The following is a 25,425-nucleotide window of genomic DNA, read 5'->3' on the forward strand; positions in this document are numbered from 1 at the left end:
TGCGGGTTCAGTCCTTCAGCAGTCGGGAAATATGTTCGAGAACGGCGCGCGCCACAGCGGGCTTGGACGCACGTTCCAGCGGGTGGCGGCCTGCGTCGTCATACAGCACAACCAGATTGTCTTCGCTGCCGAGACCATCCGACACCAGATTGCCGACAACCAGCGGCAGCCGCTTGCTGCGCCGCTTGTCCTGCGCGTAACTGTCGAGATCATGGCTTTCCGCGGCGAAGCCGACGCAGAATGGCGCGTCTGCGCGCGCCGCCACTTCGGCGAGGATGTCGGGATTGCGCACCAGTTCCAGTGACATCGAATCGGCCGACTTCTTGATCTTGCGCCCGCTCGGGCTGGCCGGCCGGTAATCGGCGACCGCTGCCACCGAAACGAACACGTCGGTACCGGACAGGTTGTTCAGCACCGCGTCGCGCATGTCACGCGCACTCGCCACGTCGATGCGCCGAACGCCGCGGGGCAGTCCGAGCGCCGTCGGACCGCTGACCAGCGTGACACAGGCCCCGGCCCGCACAGCCGCCTGCGCCAGCGCATAACCCATGCGTCCGGAACTCAGATTGGTGATGACACGCACCGGATCGATCGCCTCGGACGTCGGCCCCGCGGTGATCAGCACCTGCCTGCCGGCCAGTGACTTCGGCGTGAAATGCGACAGCACCGCGTCCAGCAGATCCGCCGGCTCGACCATGCGCCCGGCACCGATTTCGCCACAGGCCTGCTCGCCGGCCGCCGGGCCCTCCATATATGTACCGTCGCCCACCAGCGTTGCAACATTGCGTCGGGTTGCCGGGTGTTCCCACATCTGGCGGTTCATCGCGGGTGCAACCATCAACGCGCAGCCTTTGTCACGGGCGAGGCACAAGGTGCTCAGCAGGTCGTCCGCCCTGCCCTGCGCCAGTCGTGCAATGCAGTCTGCCGTCGCGGGCGCAATCAAGATGAGCTGAGCGTCGCGCGTCAGGTCGATGTGCGCCATGCCGTTGGGCATGCGCGCGTCCCAAGGATCTGACCACACGGCTTGACCGGTGATGGCCCGGAAGGTCGCCGGTCCGACGAAATGCTGGGCGGACTCGGTCATCACGACACGCACGTCCGCACCGGCCTTTACCAGCAGCCGCGCCAGCTCGGCCGACTTGTAGGCCGCCACACCACCGCTGACGCCCAGCACCACGGCACGCCCGGACAGTTCGGAGACGGGTTTCATGACGATGTAGTATCCTGATCCGGTTTAACCCTTGGATTGTAACGCGATGGCGATCAAGGACTGGAGCGCGGACCAGCGTCCGCGCGAGCGGCTGCTGACGCACGGCGCGGAGTCACTGTCGCCGGCCGAACTGCTGGCCATCTTCCTGCGTGTCGGCGTGACCGGCAAGTCGGCGGTCGATCTGGCGCGCGATCTGCTCGAACACTTCGACAACAGTGTGCTCGCGCTGAGCACCGCTCCGCTTGAAGAGCTGTGCCGCGTCAAGGGCATGGGCACGGCGAAATCGGTGCAGCTCAAGGCCACACTCGAACTGGCGCGCCGCGCGCTGTCCGAACAGATGAAGGCTCGCGATGCGCTGAGTTCGCCCGACGCCGTGCGCAACTGGCTGAAGCTGCGCCTCGGCGGGCTTGGCCACGAAGTGTTCATGGTGCTGCTGCTCGATGCACAGAACCGCCTGGTGCAGGCCGTCGAACTGTTCCGCGGCACGCTGACGCAAACCAGCGTGTATCCGCGCGAGGTGGTCAAACTGGCACTGGCGCACAACGCGGCCAGCGTCATCCTTGCTCACAACCATCCGTCCGGCGTTGCCGAACCATCCCGTGCCGATGACTTTCTGACGCAGTCGCTCAAACAGGCGCTGGCGCTCGTAGACGTGCGTGTACTGGACCATGTGATCATCGGCGGCGGCGCAACCTGCTCGTTCGCGGAGCGCGGGATGCTGTGAAATACTTGAGCAGGAATTGAACAGTCCGCTATAATCGCGAGCTTTTCCGCTTCTGGAGCCAGAACATGTCCCGCGTTTGCCAAGTTACCGGGAAGTCGCCGATGGTGGGTAACCACGTTTCCCATGCCAACAACAGAACCAAGCGCCGCTTCCTGCCCAATCTCCAGCAACGCCGTTTCTGGCTGGAGTCCGAAGGTCGATTCGTCAGCCTGCGTGTAAGCACGAAAGGTCTCAGGACGATAGACAAGAAGGGCATCGAAACAGTACTCGCCGAAATCCGCGCACGCGGCGAGAAAATCTAACCACGCATTCAGTTCCGGCCGCGCCGGACTCGACACGAAGGGAATACGTCATGGCCAAGGGCGGACGCGACAAGATCAAGCTGGAATCCACTGCCGGCACCGGTCATTTCTACACGACCACGAAGAACAAGCGCACCAAGCCGGAGAAGATGGAAATCATGAAGTTCGATCCGAAGGCGCGCAAGCACGTGATCTACAAGGAAACCAAGCTGAAGTAAGGCGGTTTCCGCAGCAGCAGGCATCCGCGCTGAACAAAAAAACCCGCTTCCGGCGGGTTTTTTGTTTTCTGGCTGCCTGCAGTGTTCATGCAAATCCCGTTACCCAGCGCCGCGCACTTCGACTGCGGGGACTTCAGATAGAGACCTCATCGCCGGCATCCTGCGTCGTCATGACGTCCAGACCCAGCCTGCGTTCGGTTACCCAGGGTACCAACCCCACTTCGGACGCGAGTTTCACCAGTTCGATATCCGAACTCACACCCAGTTTGCGACGTGCGGTGGACAACTTGTTGGCCACCGTCTTCGGACTGAGATTCAGATACTCCGCAATCTGGTCCAGCGAATGACCCGACACCAGCAGGCGACACATTTCGAACTCGCGCGGCGTCAGGTATCCGAACAGCTTCGATTCGGGCACGTAGTTGGAAAATGCCACGCTCTCCGCAATGTGCCGGCTGAGTACGCGCTTGCCGCGTGCGATCGAACACACGCCCTCCACCAGGAGGTCCGGCGAACTGTCCTTGGTCAGCACCCCCAGGGCGCCTGCCTCGAGCGCCTGCTGCACGACGCTGGGGTGCGTACACATCGTGAACATGAGGATGCGCGCGCGCGCGTCGAAGGTCACGATGCGACGCGTCGCCTCGATGCCGCTGGAACCGGGCAGCATGATGTCCATCACGACCACGTCGGGCGCGTGCTTGCGGTAGGCCGCATAGGCCTCGTCGGCGGTTGCAGCCTCTGCTGCGACCACCAGCGAAGGGTTCATTTCGAGCAGTGCGCGATAACCGGTGCGCACCACCGCGTGATCATCGACAAGAAGAATGCGGGTTTGCCGGTTGTTCATGCTGCGGCCTCCTGTTCGTTGCGGGCAAATGGCAAGCGGACGGTGATGCGCCAGCCCCCACCCGGGGCGGGTCCGGCGACACACACGCCACCGAGCGCCAGCGCGCGCTCGCGCATGCCGAGCACCCCGAGACCGGCAACACCGGTCGAAATGCAGTGCGCGCTGCCGTTGTCCCAGATATCGAGTTTGAGCGTGCGCTCCCCGTCTGCTTCATCGGCAGTCACGCGGATCAGCAACCGGCTGCAGTCGGAGTGCTTGAACGCATTGGTCACGGCTTCCTGCACGATGCGGTAGGCACTGGCTTCAACGGTCGGACTGGCATCCGCCGATTCGCCTTCGAGGTTCAGCACCAGCTCCATTTGCCGCGGGGCCTGCGCGCTGCGCTGCTCGACCAGCTGGCGCAGCGCGTTGTACAGACCCAGCGCGTCGATCTCGACCGGGTGCAGCGATTCGAGTTGAACCCTGACCTTGCCGAGCAATTGTGCGAGGTGGTCAGCCAGTGCGTCGGTGCTGACGCGATAGCGTGTCATGGCGGGTTCGCGCTGGCAGGCCGCCGACAACAGCGCCACGTGCGGCTGCATCGCCACCATATAAGTACTCAGTTCATCGTGCAGGTCGCGCGCGATCGCGCGCCGCGTCTGTTCCTCCATCACCATGAGCTTGCGCAGCAGTGCCGAACGCTCGCGGCTCACTTCGGCCAGAGAATTCGCCATCCGGTTGAAGCTGGCCGACAGCTCGGCCAGTTCGGGCAGGCGGAACTGTGGCAAGCGCGCATCGAGCCGCCCGCCCTCGATATCGCGCAACGCGGTCCGCAGCGCATGGACCGGTTCCAGCGCGCGACAGATCGCCCACAGCAGCAACAGGCCGAGCAGCACGCTGTAGGCAACCGTCAGGTAACTCAGGTGCTTGAAGCCCTGCCACTTTTCGAGCAGCTCATCCGATGGCATCGGCGACACGCGATAAAAACCTGCAATTTCCCCGTTCAGGCGCCACGGCTTCATCCGCACGGTACCGTCCGTCGTCCCGGACAGTTCGCCGGATTCCGGCCACACCAGCGGGCTGCGTGTATCCGAAGAAGCCATGACACGCCCGGCAACATCGAGCACATCGATGCGCACATGCCTCACCTCCTTCATGCGCTGCACCCGTTCCAGCATCGAGTCGAGCATCGGCGAACGACCGTCGCCGGCATTCAGCGGCATGTCCTCCGGCAGCAACAGCAGCGCCATGCGCGTACCCGACTCGATCTCTTCGACCGAATCGCTCCGCCACGCCTTGTAGTGCAGCAGTCCGTGGGTCAGCAGCAGCAGGCACATCAGGACAAACACGATCAGCAGCAGGCGGTACTTGAGCGTCATTCAGGGCAGACCACCAGGGCAAGGGGATAAGTAGCACTCGCGACGTCATCTATGACCGTCGTGCCTGCCGATGGTAGCGCCAGGCGACGGGGACAAAATCCCCTTCTCACGATGCGCCGGGCACCGCCGTCGCTGCGCTGCACATTCCTATAGTTCCCAGGACTGCTGGACTGACGGCCGGACGGCTGCAGCGCAGGCGGTTGTGATCCGGAGAGGGCTGCCAGCCGTCACCGGATCACATCAGAGCGAATGCGCGCGTTTAAGCGTGCCTACCCAAGGAGGAGTACACCGCTATGTCACTGAAAAGAGCAACCCGACAGTCGGGGCTGAAGAAAAACAGGCTGAGCTGCGCGATCGGTGCCGCCGTTGCGGGCCTTGCGCTCACGGCTGTGTCGGGTGCGGCATTGGCCAATGCCGAGCTGATCAAGCTGTCGCAGGACGAGCGCCAGTGGGTCATGCAGGGCAAGGACTACGACCACAGCCACTACAGCGGCCTGAAGCAGATCAACCGCAGCAACGTGAAGAACCTGAAGGCTGCGTGGACCTTCTCGACCGGCGTGCTGCACGGTCATGAAGGTGGTCCGCTGGTGGTCAACGGCATCATGTACATCCACACGCCGTTCCCGAACACCACCTTCGCGATCGATCTGGACAACCCGAACAAGATCCTGTGGGAACACAAACCCAAGCAGGACGCCTCGGTACGCGCGGTCGCGTGCTGCGACGTCGTGAATCGCGGTCTGGCCTACGGTGACGGCAAGATCTTCAAGACCCAGCTCGACGGCCACATCGTCGCGCTGGACGCCAAGACCGGCAAGGAACTGTGGAAGATGGAGAACTCCGATCCGAAGGTCGGCTCCACACTGACGCAGGCGCCGATGGTGGTCGAGGACATGGTGATCGTCGGTTCGTCGGGCGCGGAACTGGGCGTACGCGGCTACGTCACCGCCTACCGCATCAAGGATGGCAAGCAGGTCTGGCGCGCCTACGCCACCGGCCCGGACGAGGACATCCTGCTGGCCGACGATTTCAACATGGCGAACCCGCACTACGGTCAGAAGGGCCTCGGCACCTCGACCTGGGAAGGCGACGCATGGAAGATCGGCGGGGGCACGAACTGGGGCTGGTACGCCTACGACCCGGAACTGAAGCTCATGTACTACGGCTCGGGCAACCCGGCGCCGTGGAACGAAACCATGCGCCCGGGCGACAACAAGTGGACCATGGCCATCTGGGGTCGCGACGTGAAGACCGGCAAGGCCAAGTTCGCATTCCAGAAGACGCCGCATGACGAGTGGGACTACGCCGGCGTGAACTGGATCGGCCTGTCCGACCAGGTCGTCGACGGCAAGAAGCAGAAGCTGCTGACCCACCCGGACCGCAACGGCATCGTCTACACCCTGAACCGCGAGACCGGCAATCTGGTCCGCGCCGACAAGATCGACCCGTCGGTGAATGTGTTCAAGGGCTACGACATGAAGAAGGGCGTGCCCATCCGCGACCCCGAGTACTCGACCCGCATGGACCACCTGGCCAAGGGCATCTGCCCGTCCGCCATGGGTTACCACAACCAGGGTCACGACTCGATCGACAAGAAGCGCGAACTGGTCATGCTCGGCACCAACATGATCTGCATGGACTGGGAGCCGTTCATGCTGCCCTACCGCGCAGGCCAGTTCTTCGTCGGTGCGACGCTGAACATGTATGCCACACCTGGCAACAACAACAACATGGGTCAGGTGAAGGCCTACGACGTGAAGACGTCGAAGTTCAAGTGGGTCAAGGACGAGAAGTTCTCGGTCTGGGGCGGCACGACCAGCACCGCGGGCGACCTCGTCTTCTACGGCACGCTTGACGGTCTGATCAAGGCGGTCGATGCCGACAACGGCAAGACGTTGTGGGAATTCAAGCTCCCGTCCGGCGTCATCGGCCACCCGGTCACCTACGAGCACAAGGGCAAGCAATACGTCGCCATCTACTACGGCGTCGGTGGCTGGCCCGGTGTCGGCCTCGTGTTCGACCTGACCGATCCGACCGCAGGTCTTGGTGCAGTGGGCGCCTTCAAGGAGCTCCAGCAATACACCAAGATGGGCGGCGGTGTCGTGGTGTTCTCGCTGTAAGACGTACCGGGTGCGGCACTTCGGGTGCCGCACCCTTTCATGCAGGGATTCCATTATGAAACAGATACTTGTTGCAGCACTGCTGTGTGCACTGGGCACCGGTGTACAGGCCGCCGGCACGCTCAAGGTGTGCGCAGCCGACAATGAAATGCCCTATGCCAATGAGCGTGGCGAGGGCTTCGAGGACCGCATCGCCGAAAAGCTTGCGGCCGCCATGGACATGAAGGTGGAGCGCGTCGGCTTCAGCGACCCGCGCTACGTGGTGCGCGACCTGCTCGACAAGGGCAAGTGCGACGTCATGCTCGGCGTCGATGCGGGCGATCCCCGTGTCGCGACGACGCGGGCCTACTACCGATCGAGCTATGTGTTCGTCACCCGTGCCGACTTCGGCCAGGACGTGACCGGCTGGGACAGCCCGGCCCTGAAGACCGCGCACATCGGCGTCATACCCGGCACACCCGCCGAAGTGATGCTGGTGCAGCTCGGCCGTTATGCCGACAGCTTCCGCTACATGATGTCGCTCGGCGGCAACAAGGCGCCGCGCAACCGCTACGTGCGTTACGACTCCGAAAAGCTGATCCGCGACCTCGCGGCCGGCGAGATCGACGTTGCCGTGGCCTGGGCACCCTCAGTGGCGCGCTACATCAAGAGCTCGCCGGTCGCGCTCAGGACGACGCCCGTACCACCGCAGGCAAGCAAGTCCAACGGCGAGCCGGTGCACTTCCACTTCGATACATCGATCGCCGTCCGCAAGGACGATCGCGATCTGCTGGCCCGCATCGAAGCAGCGCTCGCCAAGACCCGTGACGACATAGAGGGCGTACTGCGCGCCGAAGGCATTCAGATTCTGCCGCCCACCCCGGTGGCGGAAGGAAACAAGGACAGCGAGGGATGAAGTTTCAGATCAGCAACTGGGCAGCCGCTGCCCTGATGGGTGGCCTGCTCGCCTCGGCGGTGGCCGCGGCCAATCCACCGCGCTTCTACAACATGATCGACGGCAGCGCGCTGGATTTCGCGGGCAAGCCGGAGAGTGAGGCGGTCAAGACATTCAAGGCCACCGGCATCAATCCCTACAACACGGATCCCGCCAAGATCGCCGAGGGCGAATCGTTGTACTCGACCGCCTGCTCCGGCTGTCATGGTCACCATGCCGAGGGCAAGCTCGGTCCGGGGCTGGCCGACGACTACTGGACCTATCCGGCCAATGCCACCGATGCCGGGATGTTCTCCAGCCTGTTCGGCGGGCTGCAGGGAATGATGGGCCCGCAGAGCGGCCATCTTTCTCAGGACGAAATGCTGGTGATCATGAGCTGGATCCGCTCGGTCTACAAGGGTGATCCGGCCAAGGCGCTGTGGAAGCAGGCCAACTGAAGAAGCAAGGTTTTTGAGCCCGCTGTATGCGGGCCGTCTCGTGCAGCACCCTCATCACAACCAAGGAGGAATGACAATGAAGATCCGCATTGCAGCCCGCTTCGCCGCTACGTCGGCGCTCCTGCTGCTGGCCGGTGCCGCCCAGGCCTATGACGGCACGAAGTGCAAGGCGCCGGGCGACTGCTGGGAGCCCAAGCCGGGCTATCCGGCCAAGGTGGCCGGCTCGAAGTACGACCCCAAGCACGATGCCAAGGAAATTTCGAAGCAAAGCGATTCGATCAAGCAGATGGAAGCGCGCAATGCCAAGCGCGTCGAGCAGCTCAACTCCTCAGGCAGCTTCAAGTACGACGTGAATTGATCGTCGTGTTCACCCGACCGGGCGCGATTCCCTTCGCGCCCGGTCGGGCCTTTTGACGGCACGCGCCCGGTGGCGCACCGACCACCCCGATCTGGACTTCCGGATGCACTCCGAACCTGTTGATCTGTCAGCATGGCGCACACGCGCCCTCGATTTCGAACGCCAGCTCAATGACTTGCTCGTCGGCATGCCGCGCACCGTGCGGCTGATGACCGTCGCCGTCTTTGCCCGCGGCCACGTGCTGCTCGAAGGCGATGTCGGCGTCGGCAAGACGACGCTGCTGAAGGCCGTCGCGCGCGGCATCGGCGGCGCCTATCAGCGCATCGAAGGCACGGTGGACCTGATGCCGGGCGACCTCGTCTATCACACCTATGTCGGCGACGACGGTCGTCCGCGCGTCGAACCCGGCCCGCTGATCGCGCAGGGCAGCGAACTGTCGGTGTTTTTCTTCAACGAGATCAACCGCGCCCGGCCGCAGGTTCACGCCCTACTGCTGCGCCTGATGGCCGAGCGTACGGTGAGCGCGTTCAACCGCGAGTACCGGCTGCCGTGGATGCAGGTGTTCGCCGACCGCAATCGTGTCGAACGGGAAGAAACCTTCGAACTGCCGTCGGCCGCACGTGACCGCTTCCTGATGGAAATCAGCGTCGAAACACCGGACGCACGCGACCAGCTGCGCGGCCTGATGTTCGATACCCGCTTCCACGACGCCGATGCGCTGATCGAGAAGATCACCCCAGCCACGCTCGACCACACCCGTCTGAACGACGTCGCAGCCGCCATCCAGGACACCGTGCAGTCGAGCGAGGTGCTCGACAATTACGGCGTCGACCTCTGGCTCGCCACGCGCCATCCTGCGCAGTACGGCGTGCGGCTGTCCGATGTCGACATCGAGGAATTCATCCAGTCGGGCGCCAGTCCGCGCGGCGTGGCCATGCTGGTGCGTGCCGCCCGCGTGCATGCCTGGCTGGAAGGTCGCGACCGGCTCGTGCCGGAAGACCTGCACGAGGTGTTTTTCGAGGCCATTGCGCATCGTCTCTGCCTGAGCCCGGTATACGAAAACCAGCGTCCGCTCTACGCGCGCCCCTTCGTCGCCGAAGTGCTGCGCCAGATCGCGTCGCCATGAGTGTTGCGCAGGCGCTTGCCTACCCTCTGCGCTGGCGCAGTCGGGCCGTCACGCCCGGTGCGCATCGCGGCACGCTGTCCGGGCCGGGCCACGACTTCGAACGCAGCGTGCCCCTGGCTGGCAACCGCGACGCACGCAGGCTGGACCTGCGCGCCTCACTGCGCGATCCGTTCGAACGCGTCTGGGTGCGCCTGTTCCGGCAGCAGGCGACCGTGCCGGTGGTGGTGCTCGCCGACGTTTCGCGCTCAATGGACTACCGCGGCGTGACGCACCGGCGCGCGCTGATGGTGTCGCTCGCCGAAGCGCTGGCGGAGGCGGCGTGGCGCATAGGCGATCCGTTCTCGCTGATCGCCTGCGATGAAGCACCGCGCCGCGAACTGGCGCTGCCGCAGTGCCGCAGTTCGGCCGGCGCGCGGGCCGCCATTGCGCGCCTGCGTGCGTTCGAACCGCAGGGCCGCAGCAACGCCGGCCTGATGAAGGCCGCGGCGCTGCTGCCGCATCGCCGCTCGCTGGTGTTCCTGCTGACCGATGCGCACATGCCGCTCGAGCGGCTGGACAAGGTACTCGGCAGTCTGTGCCGGCACGACGTCGTACCGGTGTTGCTCGGTGACAGCCGCGAGCGCCATGCCAGCGCGCGCTGGGGCATCGCCCGGCTGCAGGACATGGAAAGCGGAGGCGAGCGACTGCTGCTGCTGCGGCCCGCACTGGCGCGCGCCTTCGACGACGCCGACGACGCGCGCCGACACGCGCTGCGGCGCACCTGCATGAAGCATGGCCGCCCGCCCCTGTTCATCGACGATCGCATCGACGCCACGCTGTTCAACCGCTACTTCTTCCACACATGAACGCTCACCAGTATGCGCTGCGGGCACGGGCCGTGGCTCACGGACTGGCACGCACGCTGTTCGCCCTGCTTGCAACGTGCGCTTTTTCCGCACCGGGCAGCGCTGCACAAGGCGATGGCGACAACGCGGGCGCCGGTGCCGGGGGCGTACGCCTGCACGACATCGCGTGGCCGCGCAGCTTCGGCTACCGCATCGGCGACACGCTGCCGATACAGATCACCCTCGAGATCGACGACGGCTGGATACCGGACCGGGACGGACTGCCCGAAGTCGGTCAGGGCGATCGCCAGTTCGAATTGCGCCGCCTCGACGTCGCCGATGCCAGCGAGCGCTGCGCGCGCTGTCGCACCTACACACTCGAATGGCAGCTGATGAAAAGCGTGCGCGCACCGCAGACGCTGCAACGGGCGCCGACCACCTTGCGCTTTCGCAAGGACAACCAGGTGCAGGCCGTCATGGTGCCGGCGTTCGCCATCAACGCCGCCCCGCTGCTGAACTGGCAGGCCAGGAAGGACTGGATCAACAGCGTGCATCCGGGTTATTGCGCACAGGATTTCGACGTCAGCGCGCCGCTGGTCCGCGCCGCCGGGTGGACACTGACCGCTGTCGCCCTGCTGCTGGCCGGCCTGTGGGCGGCCGGGCGTCTGGGCGGTCAGGGCGCGCGACCGTTCGCCCGTGCCTGGCGCGAAGTACGCGCACTGCGGCGCGCACACGGCGGACAGGCCGACGGCGACGCCCTCGTCCTCGCTTTCCGTGCGCTGCATCGCGGCTGCAATGAAACCGTCGGCCGCACCGTGTTCGCAGTCGGGCTGCCGGACTTCCTGCGCGACGCGCCCGAATTCGGTGACCTCGCCGACGAGCTTGCGGCCGCATTCGCCGCCTCGCGCAGCGTGTTCTACGGGCTGCCGCCGAGTGCCCGCTTCGCGCGCATCGATGACCTGTACACCTTGCTGGGCGCACTGCGCGATCGCGAACGCCTGCATGCACGGCGCACACCTGCGTCCGGGAACGCGCCTGCCGCGGCAACGGCGGCGGTCCACTGAGGCCCGGACACATGTGGTCGATCGATCATCCTGAAGCGCTGTGGGCGCTGGCGCTCGCCGTATTGCCGCTGTTCTGGCATGGCCAGCGCACGCTGGCGCACGGCTGGCTGCCCGGCGTGCCGCCCGATGCAGCATCGCGCGCCCTCGCGCTGATGCTGCGCGTGACCGGCGCGCTGACGGTGGCCGCCGCCGTCTGTGCATTGGCCGGCCTGCATCGTCAGGGCAGCGCCGTCGAACGCGTGGGCACCGGCGCGCACATCGTCATCACGCTCGATCGCAGCGCGAGCATGAGCGACGGCTTTGCCGGCCGCGGCGCGCAGCAGGGCGACGAGCCCAAGGGCCGGGCCGCCGCCCGCCTGCTCGAAGATTTCGTCGCCGAACGGCCGCGCGACCTGTTCGGCATGGTGTCGTTCAGCACGGCCCCGGTGCACGGGCTCACGCTGACCGGCGACCAGGACGCGGTGCGCGCCGCCGTGCGTGCGTCCGCTGCGCCGGGGGTCGGCCTGACCAATGTCGCCGCCGGACTGACCATGGCGCTGGAACAGTTTCGCGACAAACCCCTCACCGGTTCGCGCGTCGTGCTGCTGGTGTCCGATGGCGCGGCACAGATCGATGCGCGCGCGCAGAACCAGATCCGCCGCCTGTTCGCGGAGAACCGCAGCGCGCTGTACTGGATCTTCCTGCGCACCGCCGGCGGCCGCGGCCCGTCCGACCCTCCGGATCCGGAGCAGGGATTCGATCCGGCGCCGGAATACTTCCTGAACGAGTATTTCCGTGACCTCGGCGTGTCCTACCGGCTGTACGAAGCCGACACGCCCGACGCGCTGGCGCGCGCCATCGCCGATGTGAGCCGGTTGCAGAACCAGCCGTTGCGCTACTTCGAAACGCCGCCGCGCGAGGATCTCGCCGGCCTCTGTCTGGCCATTGCGCTGGCCGGCAGCCTGCTGCTGCTGCTCGCGCGCTCACTCGAGGTCTCCGCATGGTCCCGCTGAATCGTCTGGCACGGCGCAAGCTGGCGCCCGCGCTCAACCTGCTTGCGCTGGGCGCACTGGCACTTGCCGGCCACGCCGGGTGGCAGGCCTGGTGTGCCCACGATGCCAACCGCCAGATGCGCGACGGGGTGGCGGACACGGGCGCGCCACCGATGGTGCACTTCGCGCGAGGCACCATGCTGGACCGCCAGAACGATCACGACGCCGCGCTGGCCGCCTACAGCGACGCGGAAACGCGTGGCGACGATGCGCTGGGCCATGCCGCCCGCCTTAATGCCTCGAACCTCTACTTGCGTCGGGCGATCGCGGTCGCCACCCGGGAAGGATCTGCGGCACGCGCCATCACGCTGATCGAACTGGCGAAGACCGGCTACCGGCGCGTGTTGCGCGATCAGCCCGACGAGTGGGGCGCGCGCTACAACCTTGAACTGGCGCAGGTGCTGGTGCCCGACTACGAAGTGCGCAACTGGCGGCGCGAGGGCAAGGAAACCCGCGTCGATGACGACGCGCTGCCGGACAAATCCGCCTGGACCGAAATGGTCGGCGCACCGCGGGGCATGCACTGATGGCGGCGTCACCGCCGCTCGCCCCCCGCCTCGCCGGCCTGCGCACGCCGCGCTTCTGGCTGCTGTCCGCGGCTGCGCTGTGCTTTGCGGTCGGCATCGCCGACCCGGCCCTGACGATCGAACGCACGGTCGGCACCTATCAGCTGGTGTTCGACATCACGCAGAGCATGAACACGCAGGACATGGGCAGCACCGACGCGCGCGTCAGCCGGCTCGAATTCGCCAGAACGCTTGCCACGGGCACGCTCGACCGCCTGCCCTGCGGCGCCCACGTCGGCGTGTCGGTGTTCGTCGAGCGCAAGACACAGCCGCTGCTGATGCCGGTCGAGGTCTGCGCGCATCGCGCCGCGCTCGAAGACTCCATTTCGCATATCGACTGGCGCATGGCGTGGGCGGCTGACAGCCATCTGTACTACGGCACGTACTCGGCGCTGAACGACATCCGCACACTGGCGCCGGGTGCAGCGCTCGTGTTCTTCACCGACGGCCACCAGGCACCGGCGCTGCACACCGGCCGCACGCCGGCGTGGGACGGCACGCCCGGCGACATCCCCGGCGTACTGATCGGACTCGGCGGCAGCACCCCCGAACCGGTGCCCAAACTGGGCGAAAAGGGCCGCATCGACGGCTACTGGACAGCGGAAGACACCGCGGGTTTTGCCAGCGCCGGGGCGCCTACGCTGTCGGTGGCCGACATGGAGCGCCTGGGCGGCGATCTGCGCAACGCGCCGCAACGCGCCGCCGGACCGGACGCCGACCACCTGTCGCGCCGGCGCGACGATGTGCTCGACGACCTGGCCAGGCTGACCGGCCTCGGTACCGCCACCGCCCGCTCACCGGAACAGATTGCCGCGCTGCTGCGCGCACTGCCCGGCGGCCGACTGACCGATACGCGCTTCTCGCTGCGCGTGCCGCTGACGCTGGCCGGACTGTGCGCCCTGCTGGCCAGCCTCGCACCGCGTCCGGCGCGCCGGACCACACGGTGGCGTCTGCCCGCTCGTCTTTCCTTTCCATTCCACTTCAGGAGTTCCTGACATGCCGTTTTCACCCCCCGTCCGCCTCCTGTCCGCCGCGATGCTCGCGCTGACCGCACTCGCCGCCCACGGGCACGGACCGACACCGCAGAAAATCGACGAGTCCGTCACCATCGCCGCCCCGCCGGCGGCCGTCTGGGCGGTGGTCGGCAACTTCGCCGATCTGGCCGGCTGGAATCCGGCGGTCACGGCCTCGTCGGCCGATCGCGGCAACGAAGCGGGTTCGACACGCACGCTGACCTTGCCTGCCGGGCAGGTGACCGAACAACTCGACGACTACGACGCGGCGGCGATGAGCATGAGCTATCGATCCGGCACGCCGGATCCGAAGGTGTTGCCGGCCAGTTCCTACTCTGGCCGGCTGACGGTCAAGCCGGACGGCAGCGGCAGCAGGCTGGGCTGGCAGGTGCGCGGCTATCGCGCCGACACGGGCAACGATCCGGCCGCCGGCATGGACGACGAAAGCGCCGTGAAGGCCTTGCGCGCGCTGATGCGACCTGGTCTGGACGCCGTGCGGGCGCGCATCGAATCCAGCGGGCCGCGCTGAGTGCGCGCGAGCGCCGCATCGCGGGCGACACGAGGGCTGCTCGCGCTGTGGCTGGGCTTCGGCGCGCTGCCAGCCGCTGCCACAGACGATGTCTGGCCGCGCGTGCGTGCGGCCGTGTTCGGCGAGCGCGCGTTCGCACTGGACGAATCCGTGCTGGCGCTCGACGCCCCTGACCGGGCGGAGGATGCCGCAATGGTTCCGATTGCACTGCGCGTGGGTCCGGCCGGCGCGACGCTGCGCACGCTGTGGCTGATCATCGACGGCAATCCGTCGCCACTGGCAGGCCGCTTCACGCTGCATGACGGCATCGTCGGCGGCATCGAAACACGGGTGCGCATCGAGCGCTACACCCCGGTGCGGGCGATCGGCGAAACCACCGACGGCCGCCTGTACATGGCCGAGCACTTCGTGCGCGCAGCCGGCGGCTGTTCGGTGCCGATCGGACCTGCCGACGACGGTGGCGTGGCGCTGGGCAGCATGCGGATGCGCCGTGTCGCGCGGACGGACGGCCAGGACAAGGTCGAACTGCGCATCCGCCATCCCAACCATTCGGGTCTGGAAGTCGATCTGGACAGCCGCGGCTACATCGCCGCCGACTACGTACGCGAGGTCAGCGTGCTGCAGGACGGCCGCCCGCTGCTCGATGCAGCACTCGACATTTCGATCAGCCGCAATCCCTATCTGCGCTTTGGCATCGCGTCCGGCGCGCGCGACATCGAAGTGCGCGTCACCGACAGCCACGACCGGCAGTTCGCAGCGCGCCTGCCACCCGGGCGTGCGCCGTGAGCCCGATCGTCGGGTTCTTCATCGCAGCGCTGGCGCTGTGCGGCACGGCGTCGCCTGCCATTGCCGCTCCGTCGGCTGCGGTGATGATGCAGTTGTCGCGCGTCGTGCTGAAGGTATCGGCGCTGGGCGACGACGAACAGTTTTCCGTCGGCTCGGCGGTGGTGATCGGTCCGGACACCGCGCTGACCAACTGCCACGTCACCCGGCACGCCCACACCATCGTGCTGTCGCGCGGACTGGCGCGGCATGCGGTCGTCGGCGAGCGCGCCGACACCTCGCGCGACCTGTGCCTGCTGCGCACCGCTGAAGCCCTGCCCTACCCTGCGGCCGAGTTGCGGCCGGCGGGCACGCTGCTCCCGGGCGAGCCCGTGATCGCACACGGCTACTCCGGCGGCATGGAGCCGCAGTTCGCGCGCGGCGTCGTACTCGACCTGCACGGCGCCAGCGGCAGCCACATCATCCAGACCACGGCAGGGTTCAAGCGGGGCGCGAGCGGTGGCGGCCTGTTCGACGAAGCCGGACGGCTGGTCGGCCTGACCACCTTCCTGACATCCGCGCAGCGCACCGAATACTTCGCCGTGCCGGCCGACTGGGCCGACCGGTTGCGCGAGCGACCGGAACAGCCGCCGAAACCGCTGTCCGGCGACGCGTTCTGGGCACAGCCGGCGGAGCGCCAACCACATTTCATGCGCCTGCTCGAACCGCTGGCCCAGGCGGACTGGCCGCGCGTGATGCAACTGGCCGACACCTGGATGCGGGAAGAGCCGCACGTCGCGGCCGCGGCGCTGATGTGCGCACGCGCCGCCCACGCGCTGCAGCAGACCGAACGCAGTGCCCGCTGCATCGATCGGGCGATCGACATCGCCGGCAGGGACGAGATCGAATTGCGGCGGATCGCGGGCTGGGCACTCGCGGCCGGGCGCGAGGACGTGCGCGTTGCAGCGGCCACGGCACTCGCCCGGCTGGGTGCCGCGAAACCTGACCGCTGAGGGTCGCCGACGACCGGTGCGCACCACGACGCCGCACGACACGACACGCCGGACGGGATTTACTCACCGGATTTCCGGGCCGTCCTCGCCGCGCTGTCGATCGGCCATCGCCGATAGTGCAGCCGGTCGCAACTCATCCTTCCCGCCCCATGTCCTTCTGCCTTCGCCGCCTGATCACCGCCAGCGCGCTGCTTCCCCTGTTTGCCGGCTCGACCTCGCTGCACGCCTCCGATACGGTCGCCACTGTAAATGGCCGGGCGGTACCGCGCGCCCAGCTGGATTTCATCATCAAGGAACAGGTCCGTCAGGGACGCCCGGCAACGCCCGAGCTGTCCGGCAAGGCACGCGAAGAGGTGATCAGCCGCGAGGTGCTGGCGCAGGAAGCCGAGCGCAAGCTCGGGCAGAGCGAGGCGCTCAGGACACGCCTCGAATTCATGCGTCAGCAGGCGCTGATCAACGCACTGCGCGAAGACTTCTTCCTGAACACGCGGCCGACCGAAGCCGAACTGCGCAGCCTGTACGACGGCATGGCGACGCAGGTCGGTGAGCGCGACTACCGGGTGCGCCACATCGTGGTCGAGCAGGAATCGCAGGCGAAGGCATTGATCGATCAATTGAAGCGGGGCGCCCGCTTCGAGGAACTTGCGCAAGCGCAGTCAAAGGATCGCGACAGCGGCCCCTCGGGCGGCCTGCTCGACTGGACGCCCGAGGGCGCCTTCTCGCCCGAATTCGCGGCCGCACTGCCGACCCTGACCCGCGGCAAGGTGGCCGCGCAGCCGGTGAAAAGCAGCGCCGGCTGGCACGTCGTGAAACTCGAGGACGTACGGCCGGCGCAGCGGCCGAAGTTCGAAGACCTGCAGCCGCGGCTCGCCGAATCGCTGATCGAACAGAAGTGGCGGGCCTACCTGAACGACGTGCGCGCCCGCGCGGTCGTGAAATGAAGCCCGCCGCCCGTGTCGTGCTGGTCGGCGCCACCTGTCTGGCCCTGCCGGCAGTCGCCGATGAGGAAAGGTCTGCTGCCGAGGCGCGTGCGGCCGTGGAGTGGGTCGAAGAAGCCGACGCGCAGTGCGTCATGCAGGATGGCGTGCTGATCGGTGTGCGCAACCGCGACCGGCAGCGCCCGCTGCGCGTCTGGATCGAGCGCTGGTACCTCGACGTGCGCACGGCCGACCGCGGCCGTCACGACCTGCCACCCGACGGCGCGATCACCCCGCTCGGCTGTTCGGAAACGCGCCAGGGCGCGCAACGCTGGACGCTGCACGACGCCCGCTTCGTGGCGCCGGACAGCCGGTGACAGGGTGATGGATAAACAACTTTTGGCCGTGGCGCTGCTGCTGGGCATCGCGGCCAATGCGCTGGCGACCGATGACATCGGACGCACCCATGTGCGCGCCGGCAGCGATACGCTGATCCGCGCCTGCACTCAGAATGGCCACACACTGAGCATTCTGGCGCGACCGGGCGTTGCGGTGCAGGCGGGCAGCCGTGCGCCGGCCGGCCTCCCGGTCGAACCCTTCATGCAGGGGCTGACCGTGTTGATCCGGCAGCAGGTCGCTCAGCTGCCGCACAACAACTTCCTGCGCCCGGACAGCGACGGCACGCGCCGCCTCAGCGATGCGGTCGAACAGTGGATGGACCGTTTCAACCGTGAACACGGCGTGCAGCTGGCCTGGGCCATCGCCGATTTCGGCGTCAGCGACAGCCCGCAGGCGGACTGCGCACGCTGAGTGCCGGCTCGCGGACCGCTAGCGGACGATGGTCTGGGCTTCGCCGTCGCCGCAGCGCGCGATGTGGCCGATGCGATACACGGTTTCACCGGCGCCGGACAGCGATGCCACGGCACGGTCGGCGTCGGCCGCGGCCACGATGACCACCATGCCGATGCCGCAGTTGAACACGCGGTACATTTCCTGTTCGGCGACGTTGCCGGCCTCGCGCAGCCAGACGAACAGCGGCGGCAGCGTCCAGGACGACGCATCGATGTGCGCCGACAGCCCGGCCGGCAGCACGCGCGGCACGTTGTCGAGCAGGCCGCCACCGGTGATGTGGGCCATGCCCTTCACCAGGCCGGGCGCCTCCTTCATCAGCGCCAGCAGCGGCTTCACGTAGATGCGCGTCGGTTCGAGCACGGTATCGCGCAGGCTGCGGCCGTGGAAGTCGGCGTCCAGATCCGGTGCGTCGCGCTCGAGAATCTTGCGCAGCAGCGAATAGCCATTCGAGTGCGCCCCGCTGGAGGCCAGCCCGAGCACCACGTCGCCCTCGGCAATGGTTTCGCCGGTGATCAGCGCCGACTTTTCGGCAATGCCGACCGCGAAACCCGCCAGATCGTATTCGCCAGCCGGGTACATGCCCGGCATTTCGGCGGTTTCACCGCCGATCAAGGCGCAGCCGGCCAGTTCGCAGCCGCGTGCGATGCCGCCGACCACACGCGCCGCGGTCTCGACGTCGAGCTTGCCGCAGGCAAAGTAGTCGAGGAAGAACACCGGTTCGGCGCCCTGCACCAGGATGTCGTTCACGCTCATCGCCACCAGATCCTGACCGACCGTGTCGTGACCGTCGAGCTGGAACGCAAGCCTGAGCTTGGTTCCGACGCCGTCGGTGCCCGACACCAGCACCGGCTCGCGATAGCTCTTCGACACCTCGAACAGCGCACCGAAGCCGCCGATGCCGCCCAGCACCTCGGGCCGCATCGTGCGTTTGGCCAGTGGCTTGATGCGCTCGACCAGCGCATCACCGGCGTCGATATCCACACCGGCGGCGGCGTAGCTCAGAGGGGGGCGGGAATCCTTGGAAGCTGTCATGACATGCGGGGCGCACAGCGCCGGAAAAGATGAGGACGGGACGGGACGTAAAGCGAAACTTGCTACACTCATGGCCGATTTCGTCGCGAATCGAAAGTTTTTTCGACAGCGTTCGTTCTGCGTCGGCGCACGCTCTTCAAGGGTGCGCATTCTACCCCTGACCGCACCACCTCATGACCTCTCCTGGCATCGACCGCAAACAAACCCTGCTGTGGGCCGGCGTGGGCCTGTCCATCGTCGCGCTGCTGTGGCTGCTCGGCCCGGTACTGTCGCCCTTCATGCTGGGCCTTGTGCTGGCCTACATCTTCGAACCGCTGGTCGAGCGGCTGTGCCGGCGCGGCGTGCCGCGCACGCTGGCCGTGGTGCTGGTCATCCTGTTGGTGATCGGTCTGGTGATCGGCCTCATCCTCATCCTGATCCCGGTCATCCAGCAGGAAGTGCGCATGCTGATCGAGCGCCTGCCCACTTACCTCACAGCCGCGCATGACCAACTGGTGCCGTGGGTGAAAGAGCATCTGGGCATCACGCTGCGGTTCGACGTGGCGAGCCTGCGCGGCTTCATCACGAAGAACTGGACGAGCGCACAGGACTTCGCGATGGTGGCGCTGGAATACGTGACCAGCCAAGGCGCAGTCATCGTCGGCGTACTCGCCAACGTGCTGCTGACGCCGGTCGTCATGTTCTACCTGATGCGCGACTGGTACAGCCTGCGCGAGCGCGTCAGCAGCTTCATCCCGCGGCCGTGGCTCGATCGCACGCTGAGAATGGCCGACGAAATCGACGTCGTGCTGGCGGAATTCCTGCGCGGTCAGCTGTCGGTGATGGCCGCGCTGGCCGCCTTTTACGGCATCGGTCTGTGGCTGGCCGGCGTCGACTACGCGCTGCCGCTCGGGCTGCTGTCCGGCCTGCTCGGCTTCATTCCCTATGTCGGTTTCTCAGCCGGACTGGTGCTGTCGCTGATGGTGGCTGCGTTGCAGTTCCAGGGCTGGCCGCCGGTGATCGGTGTGGCCATCGTCTATGGCGTCGGCCAGGTGCTGGAAAGCTTCCTGCTGACGCCCTGGCTGGTTGGCGAACGCATCGGCCTGCATCCGCTTGCCGTCATCTTCTCGCTGATGGCCTTCGGCCAGTTGTTCGGCTTCGTCGGCGTGCTGGTGGCGCTGCCCGCATCGGCCGCGCTGCTGGTCGGCCTGCGCGAGGTGCGTCGGCACTATCTTGCCAGCCAGCTTTACCAGGGCGACTCGCCGAAAATCATCGAGTGATGCGCCAGCTTCTGCTCGACATCCGCCCGATCGCCGCGCCCAGTCTGAACAACTTCGTCGCCGGGGCCAATCGCGAACTGCTGGCCCGGCTGCGCAGCACGGCCGCCGGCGAGCCGGGGCCATCGATCTATCTGTGGGGCGAAACCGGCAGCGGACGAACCCACCTGCTGCGCGCACTGGCGGCCGAAGCCACGACGCGCGGTCTGTACCTCGATGCCGACCAGGTGAACAACACCGCAGCCGACACGCTGATTGCCGCACTGCAGGCCACCTGCGCCGGCGTGTGGCTGTTCGACGACATCCGGCTGCTGGAGCCGCTGGCCCAGGGCGCGCTGTTCCGGGCGATCAATCTGGCCGCCGCGCGCGGCATCACCGTGGTGGCCGCGGCCGACAGTGCGCCGCGCGAATTGCCGCTGCGCGAAGACCTGCGCACGCGCATCGGCCAGATGCTGGCCTTCCGCATCCAGCCGCTGCAGGACGAGGAACGCCTGGAACTGCTGCAGGCGCATGCCGCGGCACGCGGCATGAAAGTCGATGTCGACGTATTCGATTACCTGCTGCGCCACGGCCGACGCGACATTCGCTCGCTGCTGGGCATCCTCGATCTGCTGGACGAACATTCGCTGACCCGCCAGCGGCCGGTGACCTTGCCGCTGCTGCGCGAAATCATGCAGACCCGACTTCTCTGACCCGGACCTACCGCCATGGAACTGGTGCTATTCGACCTCGACAACACGCTGCTCGCCGGAGATTCCGACTTCGAGTGGGCGCAATTCCTGATCTCCAGAGGCGTGCTCGACCGCGAACTGTACGAAGCGCGCAATGCCACCTTCTTCGAACAGTACAAGGCCGGCACGCTGGACATCCACGAATTCCTGAACTTCCAGTTGGCCCCGCTGGCACGCCACCGGCGCGAGGCACTCGACGCCTGGCACGCGGAATTCATGGTGCAGCAGATTCGCCCGCGGCTGACCGACGGCGCACGCGGCCTGGTCAACGGACATCTCGAAACCGGTGCGCTGTGCGCCATCGTCACCGCGACCAACAGTTTCATCACCGGGCCGATCGCTCGCGAGCTCGACATCCCGCATCTGATCGCCACTGTCCCGGCGCAGGTGAATGGCGAATTCACCGGCCAGCCGCGCGGCACGCCGGCGTTCCGCGAAGGCAAGGTCGAACGCGTCGAGCGCTGGCTCGAAGAACTGGGGCTCTACATGGGCAGTTTCCGTCGCACCTCTTTCTACAGCGATTCGTTGAACGACCTGCCGCTGCTGAGCCGGGTCAACCATCCGGTAGCGGTCGATCCGGACCCGACGCTGGAAGCCCACGCGCGCGCGAAAGGCTGGCAGATCATGAATCTGCACACTGCGGGCGCGACGGATGGCAGCACCGAGAATGATGACTGAATGATGACTGAATGATCGCCAAGCGACGACTGAGCGACTTCTTGCGCCGTCGCTATACTTCAGCAGCCACGACCGGATAATTGCCATGGAACGCAATACGCGCCAGCGCAGCGCCATACTGGGATCGATCGAAACCGCCGCCCGGCCGCTGTCGCCGGCGGAAATCCACGATCTGGCGCGGACCGACATTCCGGCGCTCGGGCTGGCGACCGTCTATCGCAACATCCGCATGCTGATCGAGGATGGCCGCCTGCGCGAAGTCGACCTGCCCGGCGAGCCGCCGCGCTATGAACTCGCCAATCTGGGTCACCACCATCACTTCAAGTGTCGTCAGTGCGACCGCGTGTTCGACATCGCGGAATGTGCCACCGACTGGAACCGGCTCGCCCCGGCCGGTTTTTCGGTCGAAGCACATGACGTAACGCTGTTCGGCCGTTGCGACCAGTGCAGCGGTGAACAAAAAGAGGGGGACGCCGTGCCCGCGCACGTGCATCACCCCGGTCATACGCACGACTGACGGACCGGCATGTGCCGCCCCGCCCGCACGATCAGCCCAGCCGACGGCGGCGCATCACGCCGATCAGCCCCAGACCGGCGGCCAGCATCGCCCAGGTGCCGGGTTCCGGCACCGGCGCCAGCAGCGTGCCGACCGCACCTTCGAACACCGCTTCATCCAGACCGCTGTTGAAGGCCAGGTAGAACGGCGTCGAATAGCCCCAGTCGTCCGGCGCGCCGATCTCCAGCGTGATCAGATAGGCGGCTGCCGTGGCGGCGCCGTCACCGGAAATCGTGAAATCGAGGTGGGCGTGAATGTCGCCTGCCCCCGATACCTGGGCGATCGCGCCGACCGGATCGGTCACGCCGCTCGAGCTGAACAGCGTGTTCGTGCCCAGCACGTCGAGGATGCCGAGGGTCACGCCGGAAGCGGCGGTCGACCAGGCAGAACCGTCCCACGCTTGCAGCACGCCGAGGCCACGGTAGCGAATGATGGCGCCGACCGGCAGTGCATCGTCTTCCGAAATGAAGCCCGGGTCGTCGGTGGAGAACAGGCCGCCGGCAAAGTCGCGGAAATCGCCTTCGAACAACGCATATCCATTGGCGGCGCGCTCGGCCAGGCCTTCCGGATCGACGACGATGACGCCGCCGGCCACGCCGAGCTCGACGTCACCGGCATGCAGATGCTGGGCTTGCGCAACACCGGCGGTCAGGAACAGCGCCGCCGATAAACCGACGGCACGAAACAGGGGGGCGAGTGGCAGATGCATGGTGAAAACTCCCGGCAGGAAAGAAAGGAAAGGGGTGCCAGAGCGGACGAGGACAGTGCTCAATGACAGACCGCACCCGCTCTTTGTTGATACCAAGTTATTATTATCATACTTTCGTCGCCGCGCATCCCCTTCCGCTCCACCATGCCCAGAAAAGCTGTTCCATCGCGCCGCGTGCGCCTGCGCTGGTTGCTGTGCGCCCACCTCCCGCTGGTCTGCCTGCCCAGCCTGCAGGCCGCCGCCCAGGTCGAACTGCCCGAAGTGAAGATCGAGGGCGAACGTCTGCCCGACACCCGGACCGAACCGGGCGGCCGCGCCAGCACGCTGCGCGGCGAGGCGCTGCGTGACCGCAAGGCGGGCACGCTGGGCGAAACCCTGAGCGAAGAAGCCGGCGTTCACAACGCCTCCTTCGGCACCGGCGTCGGCCTGCCGGTGATCCGCGGGCTGGGCGGCGCACGCGTGAAGGTGTTGAACAACGGCGGCGGCACGCACGACGCCACCACCTTCAGCCCGGACCACGCCTCGACCGCCGATGCGACGCTGGCCGAAAGCATCCGCATCCTGCGTGGCCCGGCCACCATCCGGTACGGCGGCGGCGCCATCGGCGGTGTGGTCGACGTCAGCGACGAGCGCATTCCGACCCGGGTGCCGACGCGCACGATCAGCGGCTCGCTCGACACGAGCTTCAACCGCAACGGCGCTGAGCGCGTGCATGCGCTGCGGCTGGACGGCGGAAACGCGCTGTTTGCGCTGCACGGCAGCGCGCTCAGCCGCGACCGCGGCGACAGCCGCATCGCCGGTTGCGCCATCGACGACGCGGCGGTCGAACAGCAGTTCGGGCTGATCAACACGCGCAACAGCTGCGGCCGGCTCTACAACAGCGACGCGCAATCCGCATCCGGCACGCTGGGCGGCAGCGTGTTCATCGGCAATGCGCTGTTCGGCGCCGCGGTAAACAACGCGTCGAACGAGTACGGCATTCCGCCAGCGCCCGGGCACAGTCACGGCGGCGACGACCGGGTGCGCATCCGGATGGACAACCGACGGGTGGACACCCGCGCCGAGTGGCTGGGCGAAGGCTGGCTGCAGGCGTTGCGCTACACCGGCGGCCACATCGACTACCGGCACGATGAAGTCGACGACGGCGTGGTGGCCACCACCTTCCGCAACAAGGCGATCGAACAGCGGCTGGAACTGGAGCATGCCTTCGGCGAACATCTGAGCGGCACGCTGGGCATGCATCACCTGCGACGCGATTTCTCGGCGCTCGGCGCGGAAGCCTTCATCCCGCAGACCGGGCTGCGCAGTTCGGCGGTCTATGCCGTGCAGCGGCTCAAGTGGTCCGACTGGACGCTGGATCTGGGCTGGCGCGGCGAAATCACCCGCGTACAGGCCGGCGATCGTGCGCTCGCCGGCGGCTTCGCGGTGAGCTTTCCGGCGCGCCGCTTCAACACGCAGAGCACGTCGGCCGCGCTCAGCTGGCAGCTCAGCGAGCCGATGTCGCTGACGCTGACCGGCTCGAACGCCCGCCGCGCGCCCGACATCCACGAGCTGTATTCGCTCGGGCCGCATTTCGCGACCCGCACCTACGACATCGGCGACCCGGACCTGAAGCCGGAAACGGCGCGTTCGGTCGAGCTGGGCGGGCTGTACGAATCGGACCGGCTCAGGCTGTCGACGAACCTGTTCGCCAACGACATCGACGACTACCTGTTCCAGCGCACGCTGCCGGTGTTCTACGACACCGATGAAGAACAGTTCCGCTTCGCCTGCGTGCGCCTGGAGGAATGCCTGACCGTCGTGCAATACACGCAGAGCCGCGCGCGCTTTCGCGGCTTCGAAGCCGAAGCTGCGCTCAGATGGACGGGCACAAAACTGGGCGACATCGAGTGGTCGGTGTTCGGCGACCGCACACGCGGGCGGCTGACCGAACTGAACGAGGATGTGCCACGCCTGCCGGCGTTCCGCGTGGGCAGCCAGCTCGCATTGCGCCAGGGCGCCTGGTCAGGCCGCGTGCGGGTGACCCACCATGCGGCGCAGGACCGCCCGGGCACCAACGAAACCGCAACTGACGCCTACACACTGGTCAGCGCCAACCTGAACCACGTGCGCCCGCTCGGCGACGGCCGCACGCTGACGCTGTTCGCGCGCGGCCGCAACCTGCTCGACCGCGAAGCGCGCAACGCCACGTCCTTCCTGCGCAGCTTTTCGCCCGAACCCGGGCGCAGCATCGAAGTCGGCCTCAGCCTGACCTTCTGAAG

29 protein-coding genes are annotated in these 25,425 nt (G+C 66.7%); 24 read left to right on the forward strand and 5 right to left on the reverse strand.

All coding sequences use genetic code 11. The features are described 5' to 3' along the window. Nucleotides 1-7: 7 nt before the first annotated feature. The gene (coaBC, locus tag ACTIFF_RS11770; protein WP_439536994.1) at nt 8-1,210 is read right to left on the reverse strand and encodes a bifunctional phosphopantothenoylcysteine decarboxylase/phosphopantothenate--cysteine ligase CoaBC; all 1,203 of its coding nucleotides are present in this window, start codon (nt 1,208-1,210) and stop codon (nt 8-10) included. A gap of 46 nt (nt 1,211-1,256) precedes the next feature. Here coaBC and radC point away from each other — a divergent pair, with 46 nt between their 5' ends. The 3 genes from radC to rpmG all read left to right on the forward strand — a co-directional run bounded on the left by radC (nt 1,257) and on the right by rpmG (nt 2,454). After that, nucleotides 1,257-1,934: a RadC family protein gene (gene radC / locus ACTIFF_RS11775; RefSeq protein WP_439536995.1), complete on the forward strand. Its 678-nt coding sequence runs from the start codon at nt 1,257-1,259 to the stop codon at nt 1,932-1,934. A 65-nt stretch (nt 1,935-1,999) separates the two neighbouring features. After that, nucleotides 2,000-2,236 (forward strand): 50S ribosomal protein L28, encoded by a 237-nt coding sequence (gene rpmB / locus ACTIFF_RS11780; RefSeq protein WP_069037770.1) that lies wholly within the window; start codon nt 2,000-2,002, stop codon nt 2,234-2,236. Between the two features lie 50 nt (nt 2,237-2,286). Continuing rightward, nucleotides 2,287-2,454, forward strand: coding sequence for a 50S ribosomal protein L33 (gene rpmG / locus ACTIFF_RS11785; protein WP_069037771.1), 168 nt, complete (start codon nt 2,287-2,289; stop codon nt 2,452-2,454). A gap of 133 nt (nt 2,455-2,587) precedes the next feature. Here the strand turns inward: rpmG and ACTIFF_RS11790 are convergent, their stop codons facing one another. Both ACTIFF_RS11790 and ACTIFF_RS11795 read right to left on the reverse strand, forming a co-directional pair. Then, nucleotides 2,588-3,298, reverse strand: coding sequence for a response regulator (locus ACTIFF_RS11790; protein ID WP_439536996.1), 711 nt, complete (start codon nt 3,296-3,298; stop codon nt 2,588-2,590). After that, nucleotides 3,295-4,656: an ATP-binding protein gene (locus ACTIFF_RS11795; RefSeq protein WP_439536997.1), complete on the reverse strand. Its 1,362-nt coding sequence runs from the start codon at nt 4,654-4,656 to the stop codon at nt 3,295-3,297. Before ACTIFF_RS11795 ends, ACTIFF_RS11790 begins: the two co-directional genes overlap by 4 nt. Nucleotides 4,657-4,949: 293 nt before the next feature. On the opposite strand from ACTIFF_RS11795, the gene ACTIFF_RS11800 reads away from it, so the two are divergent. The 16 genes from ACTIFF_RS11800 (at nt 4,950) to ACTIFF_RS11875 (ending at nt 18,160) form a co-directional block, all read left to right on the forward strand. Beyond that, entirely contained in the window at nt 4,950-6,776 is a 1,827-nt protein-coding gene (locus ACTIFF_RS11800) for a methanol/ethanol family PQQ-dependent dehydrogenase (protein WP_439536998.1), read from the forward strand. Nucleotides 6,777-6,831: 55 nt separating this feature from the next. Further along, nucleotides 6,832-7,671, forward strand: coding sequence for a methanol oxidation system protein MoxJ (gene moxJ, locus ACTIFF_RS11805; protein ID WP_439536999.1), 840 nt, complete (start codon nt 6,832-6,834; stop codon nt 7,669-7,671). Next, on the forward strand, nt 7,668-8,147 hold the full coding sequence (gene moxG, locus ACTIFF_RS11810; RefSeq protein ID WP_439537000.1) for a cytochrome c(L), periplasmic: 480 nt from the start codon (nt 7,668-7,670) through the stop codon (nt 8,145-8,147). Before moxJ ends, moxG begins: the two co-directional genes overlap by 4 nt. 76 nt (nt 8,148-8,223) lie before the next feature. Then, entirely contained in the window at nt 8,224-8,505 is a 282-nt protein-coding gene (locus ACTIFF_RS11815) for a methanol dehydrogenase (protein WP_306476642.1), read from the forward strand. Between the two features lie 103 nt (nt 8,506-8,608). Continuing rightward, nucleotides 8,609-9,631: an AAA family ATPase gene (locus ACTIFF_RS11820; protein WP_439537001.1), complete on the forward strand. Its 1,023-nt coding sequence runs from the start codon at nt 8,609-8,611 to the stop codon at nt 9,629-9,631. Then, nucleotides 9,628-10,476, forward strand: a complete 849-nt coding sequence (locus ACTIFF_RS11825; protein WP_439537002.1) for a DUF58 domain-containing protein — start codon at nt 9,628-9,630, stop codon at nt 10,474-10,476. Before ACTIFF_RS11820 ends, ACTIFF_RS11825 begins: the two co-directional genes overlap by 4 nt. Beyond that, a complete protein-coding gene (locus tag ACTIFF_RS11830; protein ID WP_439537003.1) occupies nt 10,473-11,519 on the forward strand; it encodes a hypothetical protein in 1,047 nt (348 codons plus the stop codon). Before ACTIFF_RS11825 ends, ACTIFF_RS11830 begins: the two co-directional genes overlap by 4 nt. An 11-nt stretch (nt 11,520-11,530) precedes the next feature. Beyond that, entirely contained in the window at nt 11,531-12,511 is a 981-nt protein-coding gene (locus ACTIFF_RS11835; protein ID WP_439537004.1) for a vWA domain-containing protein, read from the forward strand. After that, entirely contained in the window at nt 12,499-13,077 is a 579-nt protein-coding gene (locus tag ACTIFF_RS11840) for a hypothetical protein (RefSeq protein WP_439537005.1), read from the forward strand. Before ACTIFF_RS11835 ends, ACTIFF_RS11840 begins: the two co-directional genes overlap by 13 nt. After that, nucleotides 13,077-14,111 carry a hypothetical protein gene (locus tag ACTIFF_RS11845; RefSeq protein ID WP_439537006.1) on the forward strand — a complete coding sequence of 345 codons (1,035 nt, stop codon included), beginning with the start codon at nt 13,077-13,079 and terminating at the stop codon, nt 14,109-14,111. The genes ACTIFF_RS11840 and ACTIFF_RS11845 overlap by 1 nt, the downstream gene beginning before the upstream one ends. 1 nt (nt 14,112) lies before the next feature. Then, the gene (locus ACTIFF_RS11850; RefSeq protein WP_439537007.1) at nt 14,113-14,658 is read left to right on the forward strand and encodes an SRPBCC family protein; all 546 of its coding nucleotides are present in this window, start codon (nt 14,113-14,115) and stop codon (nt 14,656-14,658) included. After that, nucleotides 14,659-15,444, forward strand: a complete 786-nt coding sequence (locus ACTIFF_RS11855) for a quinoprotein dehydrogenase-associated SoxYZ-like carrier (RefSeq protein ID WP_439537008.1) — start codon at nt 14,659-14,661, stop codon at nt 15,442-15,444. Then, nucleotides 15,441-16,433 (forward strand): S1 family peptidase, encoded by a 993-nt coding sequence (locus tag ACTIFF_RS11860; RefSeq protein WP_439537009.1) that lies wholly within the window; start codon nt 15,441-15,443, stop codon nt 16,431-16,433. Before ACTIFF_RS11855 ends, ACTIFF_RS11860 begins: the two co-directional genes overlap by 4 nt. 149 nt (nt 16,434-16,582) lie before the next feature. Further along, nucleotides 16,583-17,374, forward strand: a complete 792-nt coding sequence (locus tag ACTIFF_RS11865; protein WP_439537010.1) for a peptidylprolyl isomerase — start codon at nt 16,583-16,585, stop codon at nt 17,372-17,374. Continuing rightward, nucleotides 17,371-17,727 (forward strand): hypothetical protein, encoded by a 357-nt coding sequence (locus ACTIFF_RS11870; RefSeq protein ID WP_439537011.1) that lies wholly within the window; start codon nt 17,371-17,373, stop codon nt 17,725-17,727. Before ACTIFF_RS11865 ends, ACTIFF_RS11870 begins: the two co-directional genes overlap by 4 nt. A gap of 7 nt (nt 17,728-17,734) precedes the next feature. Beyond that, on the forward strand, nt 17,735-18,160 hold the full coding sequence (locus tag ACTIFF_RS11875) for a hypothetical protein (protein WP_439537012.1): 426 nt from the start codon (nt 17,735-17,737) through the stop codon (nt 18,158-18,160). An 18-nt stretch (nt 18,161-18,178) separates the two neighbouring features. On the opposite strand, the gene purM is transcribed toward ACTIFF_RS11875, so the two are convergent. Then, nucleotides 18,179-19,234, reverse strand: coding sequence for a phosphoribosylformylglycinamidine cyclo-ligase (purM, locus tag ACTIFF_RS11880; protein ID WP_439537013.1), 1,056 nt, complete (start codon nt 19,232-19,234; stop codon nt 18,179-18,181). A 173-nt stretch (nt 19,235-19,407) separates the two neighbouring features. Here purM and ACTIFF_RS11885 point away from each other — a divergent pair, with 173 nt between their 5' ends. The 4 genes from ACTIFF_RS11885 (at nt 19,408) to ACTIFF_RS11900 (ending at nt 22,416) form a co-directional block, all read left to right on the forward strand. After that, nucleotides 19,408-20,493, forward strand: a complete 1,086-nt coding sequence (locus tag ACTIFF_RS11885; RefSeq protein WP_439537014.1) for an AI-2E family transporter — start codon at nt 19,408-19,410, stop codon at nt 20,491-20,493. Further along, nucleotides 20,493-21,182 (forward strand): DnaA regulatory inactivator Hda, encoded by a 690-nt coding sequence (gene hda / locus ACTIFF_RS11890; RefSeq protein ID WP_439537015.1) that lies wholly within the window; start codon nt 20,493-20,495, stop codon nt 21,180-21,182. The genes ACTIFF_RS11885 and hda overlap by 1 nt, the downstream gene beginning before the upstream one ends. 15 nt (nt 21,183-21,197) lie before the next feature. Beyond that, entirely contained in the window at nt 21,198-21,899 is a 702-nt protein-coding gene (locus ACTIFF_RS11895; protein WP_439537016.1) for an HAD family hydrolase, read from the forward strand. 85 nt (nt 21,900-21,984) lie between these two features. Further along, a complete protein-coding gene (locus ACTIFF_RS11900) occupies nt 21,985-22,416 on the forward strand; it encodes a Fur family transcriptional regulator (protein ID WP_439537017.1) in 432 nt (143 codons plus the stop codon). Nucleotides 22,417-22,447: 31 nt separating this feature from the next. On the opposite strand, the gene ACTIFF_RS11905 is transcribed toward ACTIFF_RS11900, so the two are convergent. Beyond that, nucleotides 22,448-23,164, reverse strand: a complete 717-nt coding sequence (locus ACTIFF_RS11905; protein WP_439537018.1) for a PEP-CTERM sorting domain-containing protein — start codon at nt 23,162-23,164, stop codon at nt 22,448-22,450. Nucleotides 23,165-23,308: 144 nt separating this feature from the next. On the opposite strand from ACTIFF_RS11905, the gene ACTIFF_RS11910 reads away from it, so the two are divergent. Beyond that, nucleotides 23,309-25,423 carry a TonB-dependent receptor gene (locus tag ACTIFF_RS11910; protein WP_439537019.1) on the forward strand — a complete coding sequence of 705 codons (2,115 nt, stop codon included), beginning with the start codon at nt 23,309-23,311 and terminating at the stop codon, nt 25,421-25,423. Nucleotides 25,424-25,425 lie beyond the last annotated feature (2 nt).

Source organism: Methyloversatilis sp., assembly GCF_051861465.1.
Lineage (GTDB): Bacteria > Pseudomonadota > Gammaproteobacteria > Burkholderiales > Rhodocyclaceae > Methyloversatilis.

Coding starts and splice junctions, on each gene's coding strand:
- coaBC (WP_439536994.1), bottom strand. CDS start 1,210: ATGAAACCCGTCTCCGAACTGTCCGGGCGTGCCGTGGTGCTGGGCGTC.
- radC (WP_439536995.1), top strand. CDS start 1,257: ATGGCGATCAAGGACTGGAGCGCGGACCAGCGTCCGCGCGAGCGGCTG.
- rpmB (WP_069037770.1), top strand. CDS start 2,000: ATGTCCCGCGTTTGCCAAGTTACCGGGAAGTCGCCGATGGTGGGTAAC.
- rpmG (WP_069037771.1), top strand. CDS start 2,287: ATGGCCAAGGGCGGACGCGACAAGATCAAGCTGGAATCCACTGCCGGC.
- ACTIFF_RS11790 (WP_439536996.1), bottom strand. CDS start 3,298: ATGAACAACCGGCAAACCCGCATTCTTCTTGTCGATGATCACGCGGTG.
- ACTIFF_RS11795 (WP_439536997.1), bottom strand. CDS start 4,656: ATGACGCTCAAGTACCGCCTGCTGCTGATCGTGTTTGTCCTGATGTGC.
- ACTIFF_RS11800 (WP_439536998.1), top strand. CDS start 4,950: ATGTCACTGAAAAGAGCAACCCGACAGTCGGGGCTGAAGAAAAACAGG.
- moxJ (WP_439536999.1), top strand. CDS start 6,832: ATGAAACAGATACTTGTTGCAGCACTGCTGTGTGCACTGGGCACCGGT.
- moxG (WP_439537000.1), top strand. CDS start 7,668: ATGAAGTTTCAGATCAGCAACTGGGCAGCCGCTGCCCTGATGGGTGGC.
- ACTIFF_RS11815 (WP_306476642.1), top strand. CDS start 8,224: ATGAAGATCCGCATTGCAGCCCGCTTCGCCGCTACGTCGGCGCTCCTG.
- ACTIFF_RS11820 (WP_439537001.1), top strand. CDS start 8,609: ATGCACTCCGAACCTGTTGATCTGTCAGCATGGCGCACACGCGCCCTC.
- ACTIFF_RS11825 (WP_439537002.1), top strand. CDS start 9,628: ATGAGTGTTGCGCAGGCGCTTGCCTACCCTCTGCGCTGGCGCAGTCGG.
- ACTIFF_RS11830 (WP_439537003.1), top strand. CDS start 10,473: ATGAACGCTCACCAGTATGCGCTGCGGGCACGGGCCGTGGCTCACGGA.
- ACTIFF_RS11835 (WP_439537004.1), top strand. CDS start 11,531: ATGTGGTCGATCGATCATCCTGAAGCGCTGTGGGCGCTGGCGCTCGCC.
- ACTIFF_RS11840 (WP_439537005.1), top strand. CDS start 12,499: ATGGTCCCGCTGAATCGTCTGGCACGGCGCAAGCTGGCGCCCGCGCTC.
- ACTIFF_RS11845 (WP_439537006.1), top strand. CDS start 13,077: ATGGCGGCGTCACCGCCGCTCGCCCCCCGCCTCGCCGGCCTGCGCACG.
- ACTIFF_RS11850 (WP_439537007.1), top strand. CDS start 14,113: ATGCCGTTTTCACCCCCCGTCCGCCTCCTGTCCGCCGCGATGCTCGCG.
- ACTIFF_RS11865 (WP_439537010.1), top strand. CDS start 16,583: ATGTCCTTCTGCCTTCGCCGCCTGATCACCGCCAGCGCGCTGCTTCCC.
- ACTIFF_RS11870 (WP_439537011.1), top strand. CDS start 17,371: ATGAAGCCCGCCGCCCGTGTCGTGCTGGTCGGCGCCACCTGTCTGGCC.
- ACTIFF_RS11875 (WP_439537012.1), top strand. CDS start 17,735: ATGGATAAACAACTTTTGGCCGTGGCGCTGCTGCTGGGCATCGCGGCC.
- purM (WP_439537013.1), bottom strand. CDS start 19,234: ATGACAGCTTCCAAGGATTCCCGCCCCCCTCTGAGCTACGCCGCCGCC.
- ACTIFF_RS11885 (WP_439537014.1), top strand. CDS start 19,408: ATGACCTCTCCTGGCATCGACCGCAAACAAACCCTGCTGTGGGCCGGC.
- hda (WP_439537015.1), top strand. CDS start 20,493: ATGCGCCAGCTTCTGCTCGACATCCGCCCGATCGCCGCGCCCAGTCTG.
- ACTIFF_RS11895 (WP_439537016.1), top strand. CDS start 21,198: ATGGAACTGGTGCTATTCGACCTCGACAACACGCTGCTCGCCGGAGAT.
- ACTIFF_RS11900 (WP_439537017.1), top strand. CDS start 21,985: ATGGAACGCAATACGCGCCAGCGCAGCGCCATACTGGGATCGATCGAA.
- ACTIFF_RS11905 (WP_439537018.1), bottom strand. CDS start 23,164: ATGCATCTGCCACTCGCCCCCCTGTTTCGTGCCGTCGGTTTATCGGCG.
- ACTIFF_RS11910 (WP_439537019.1), top strand. CDS start 23,309: ATGCCCAGAAAAGCTGTTCCATCGCGCCGCGTGCGCCTGCGCTGGTTG.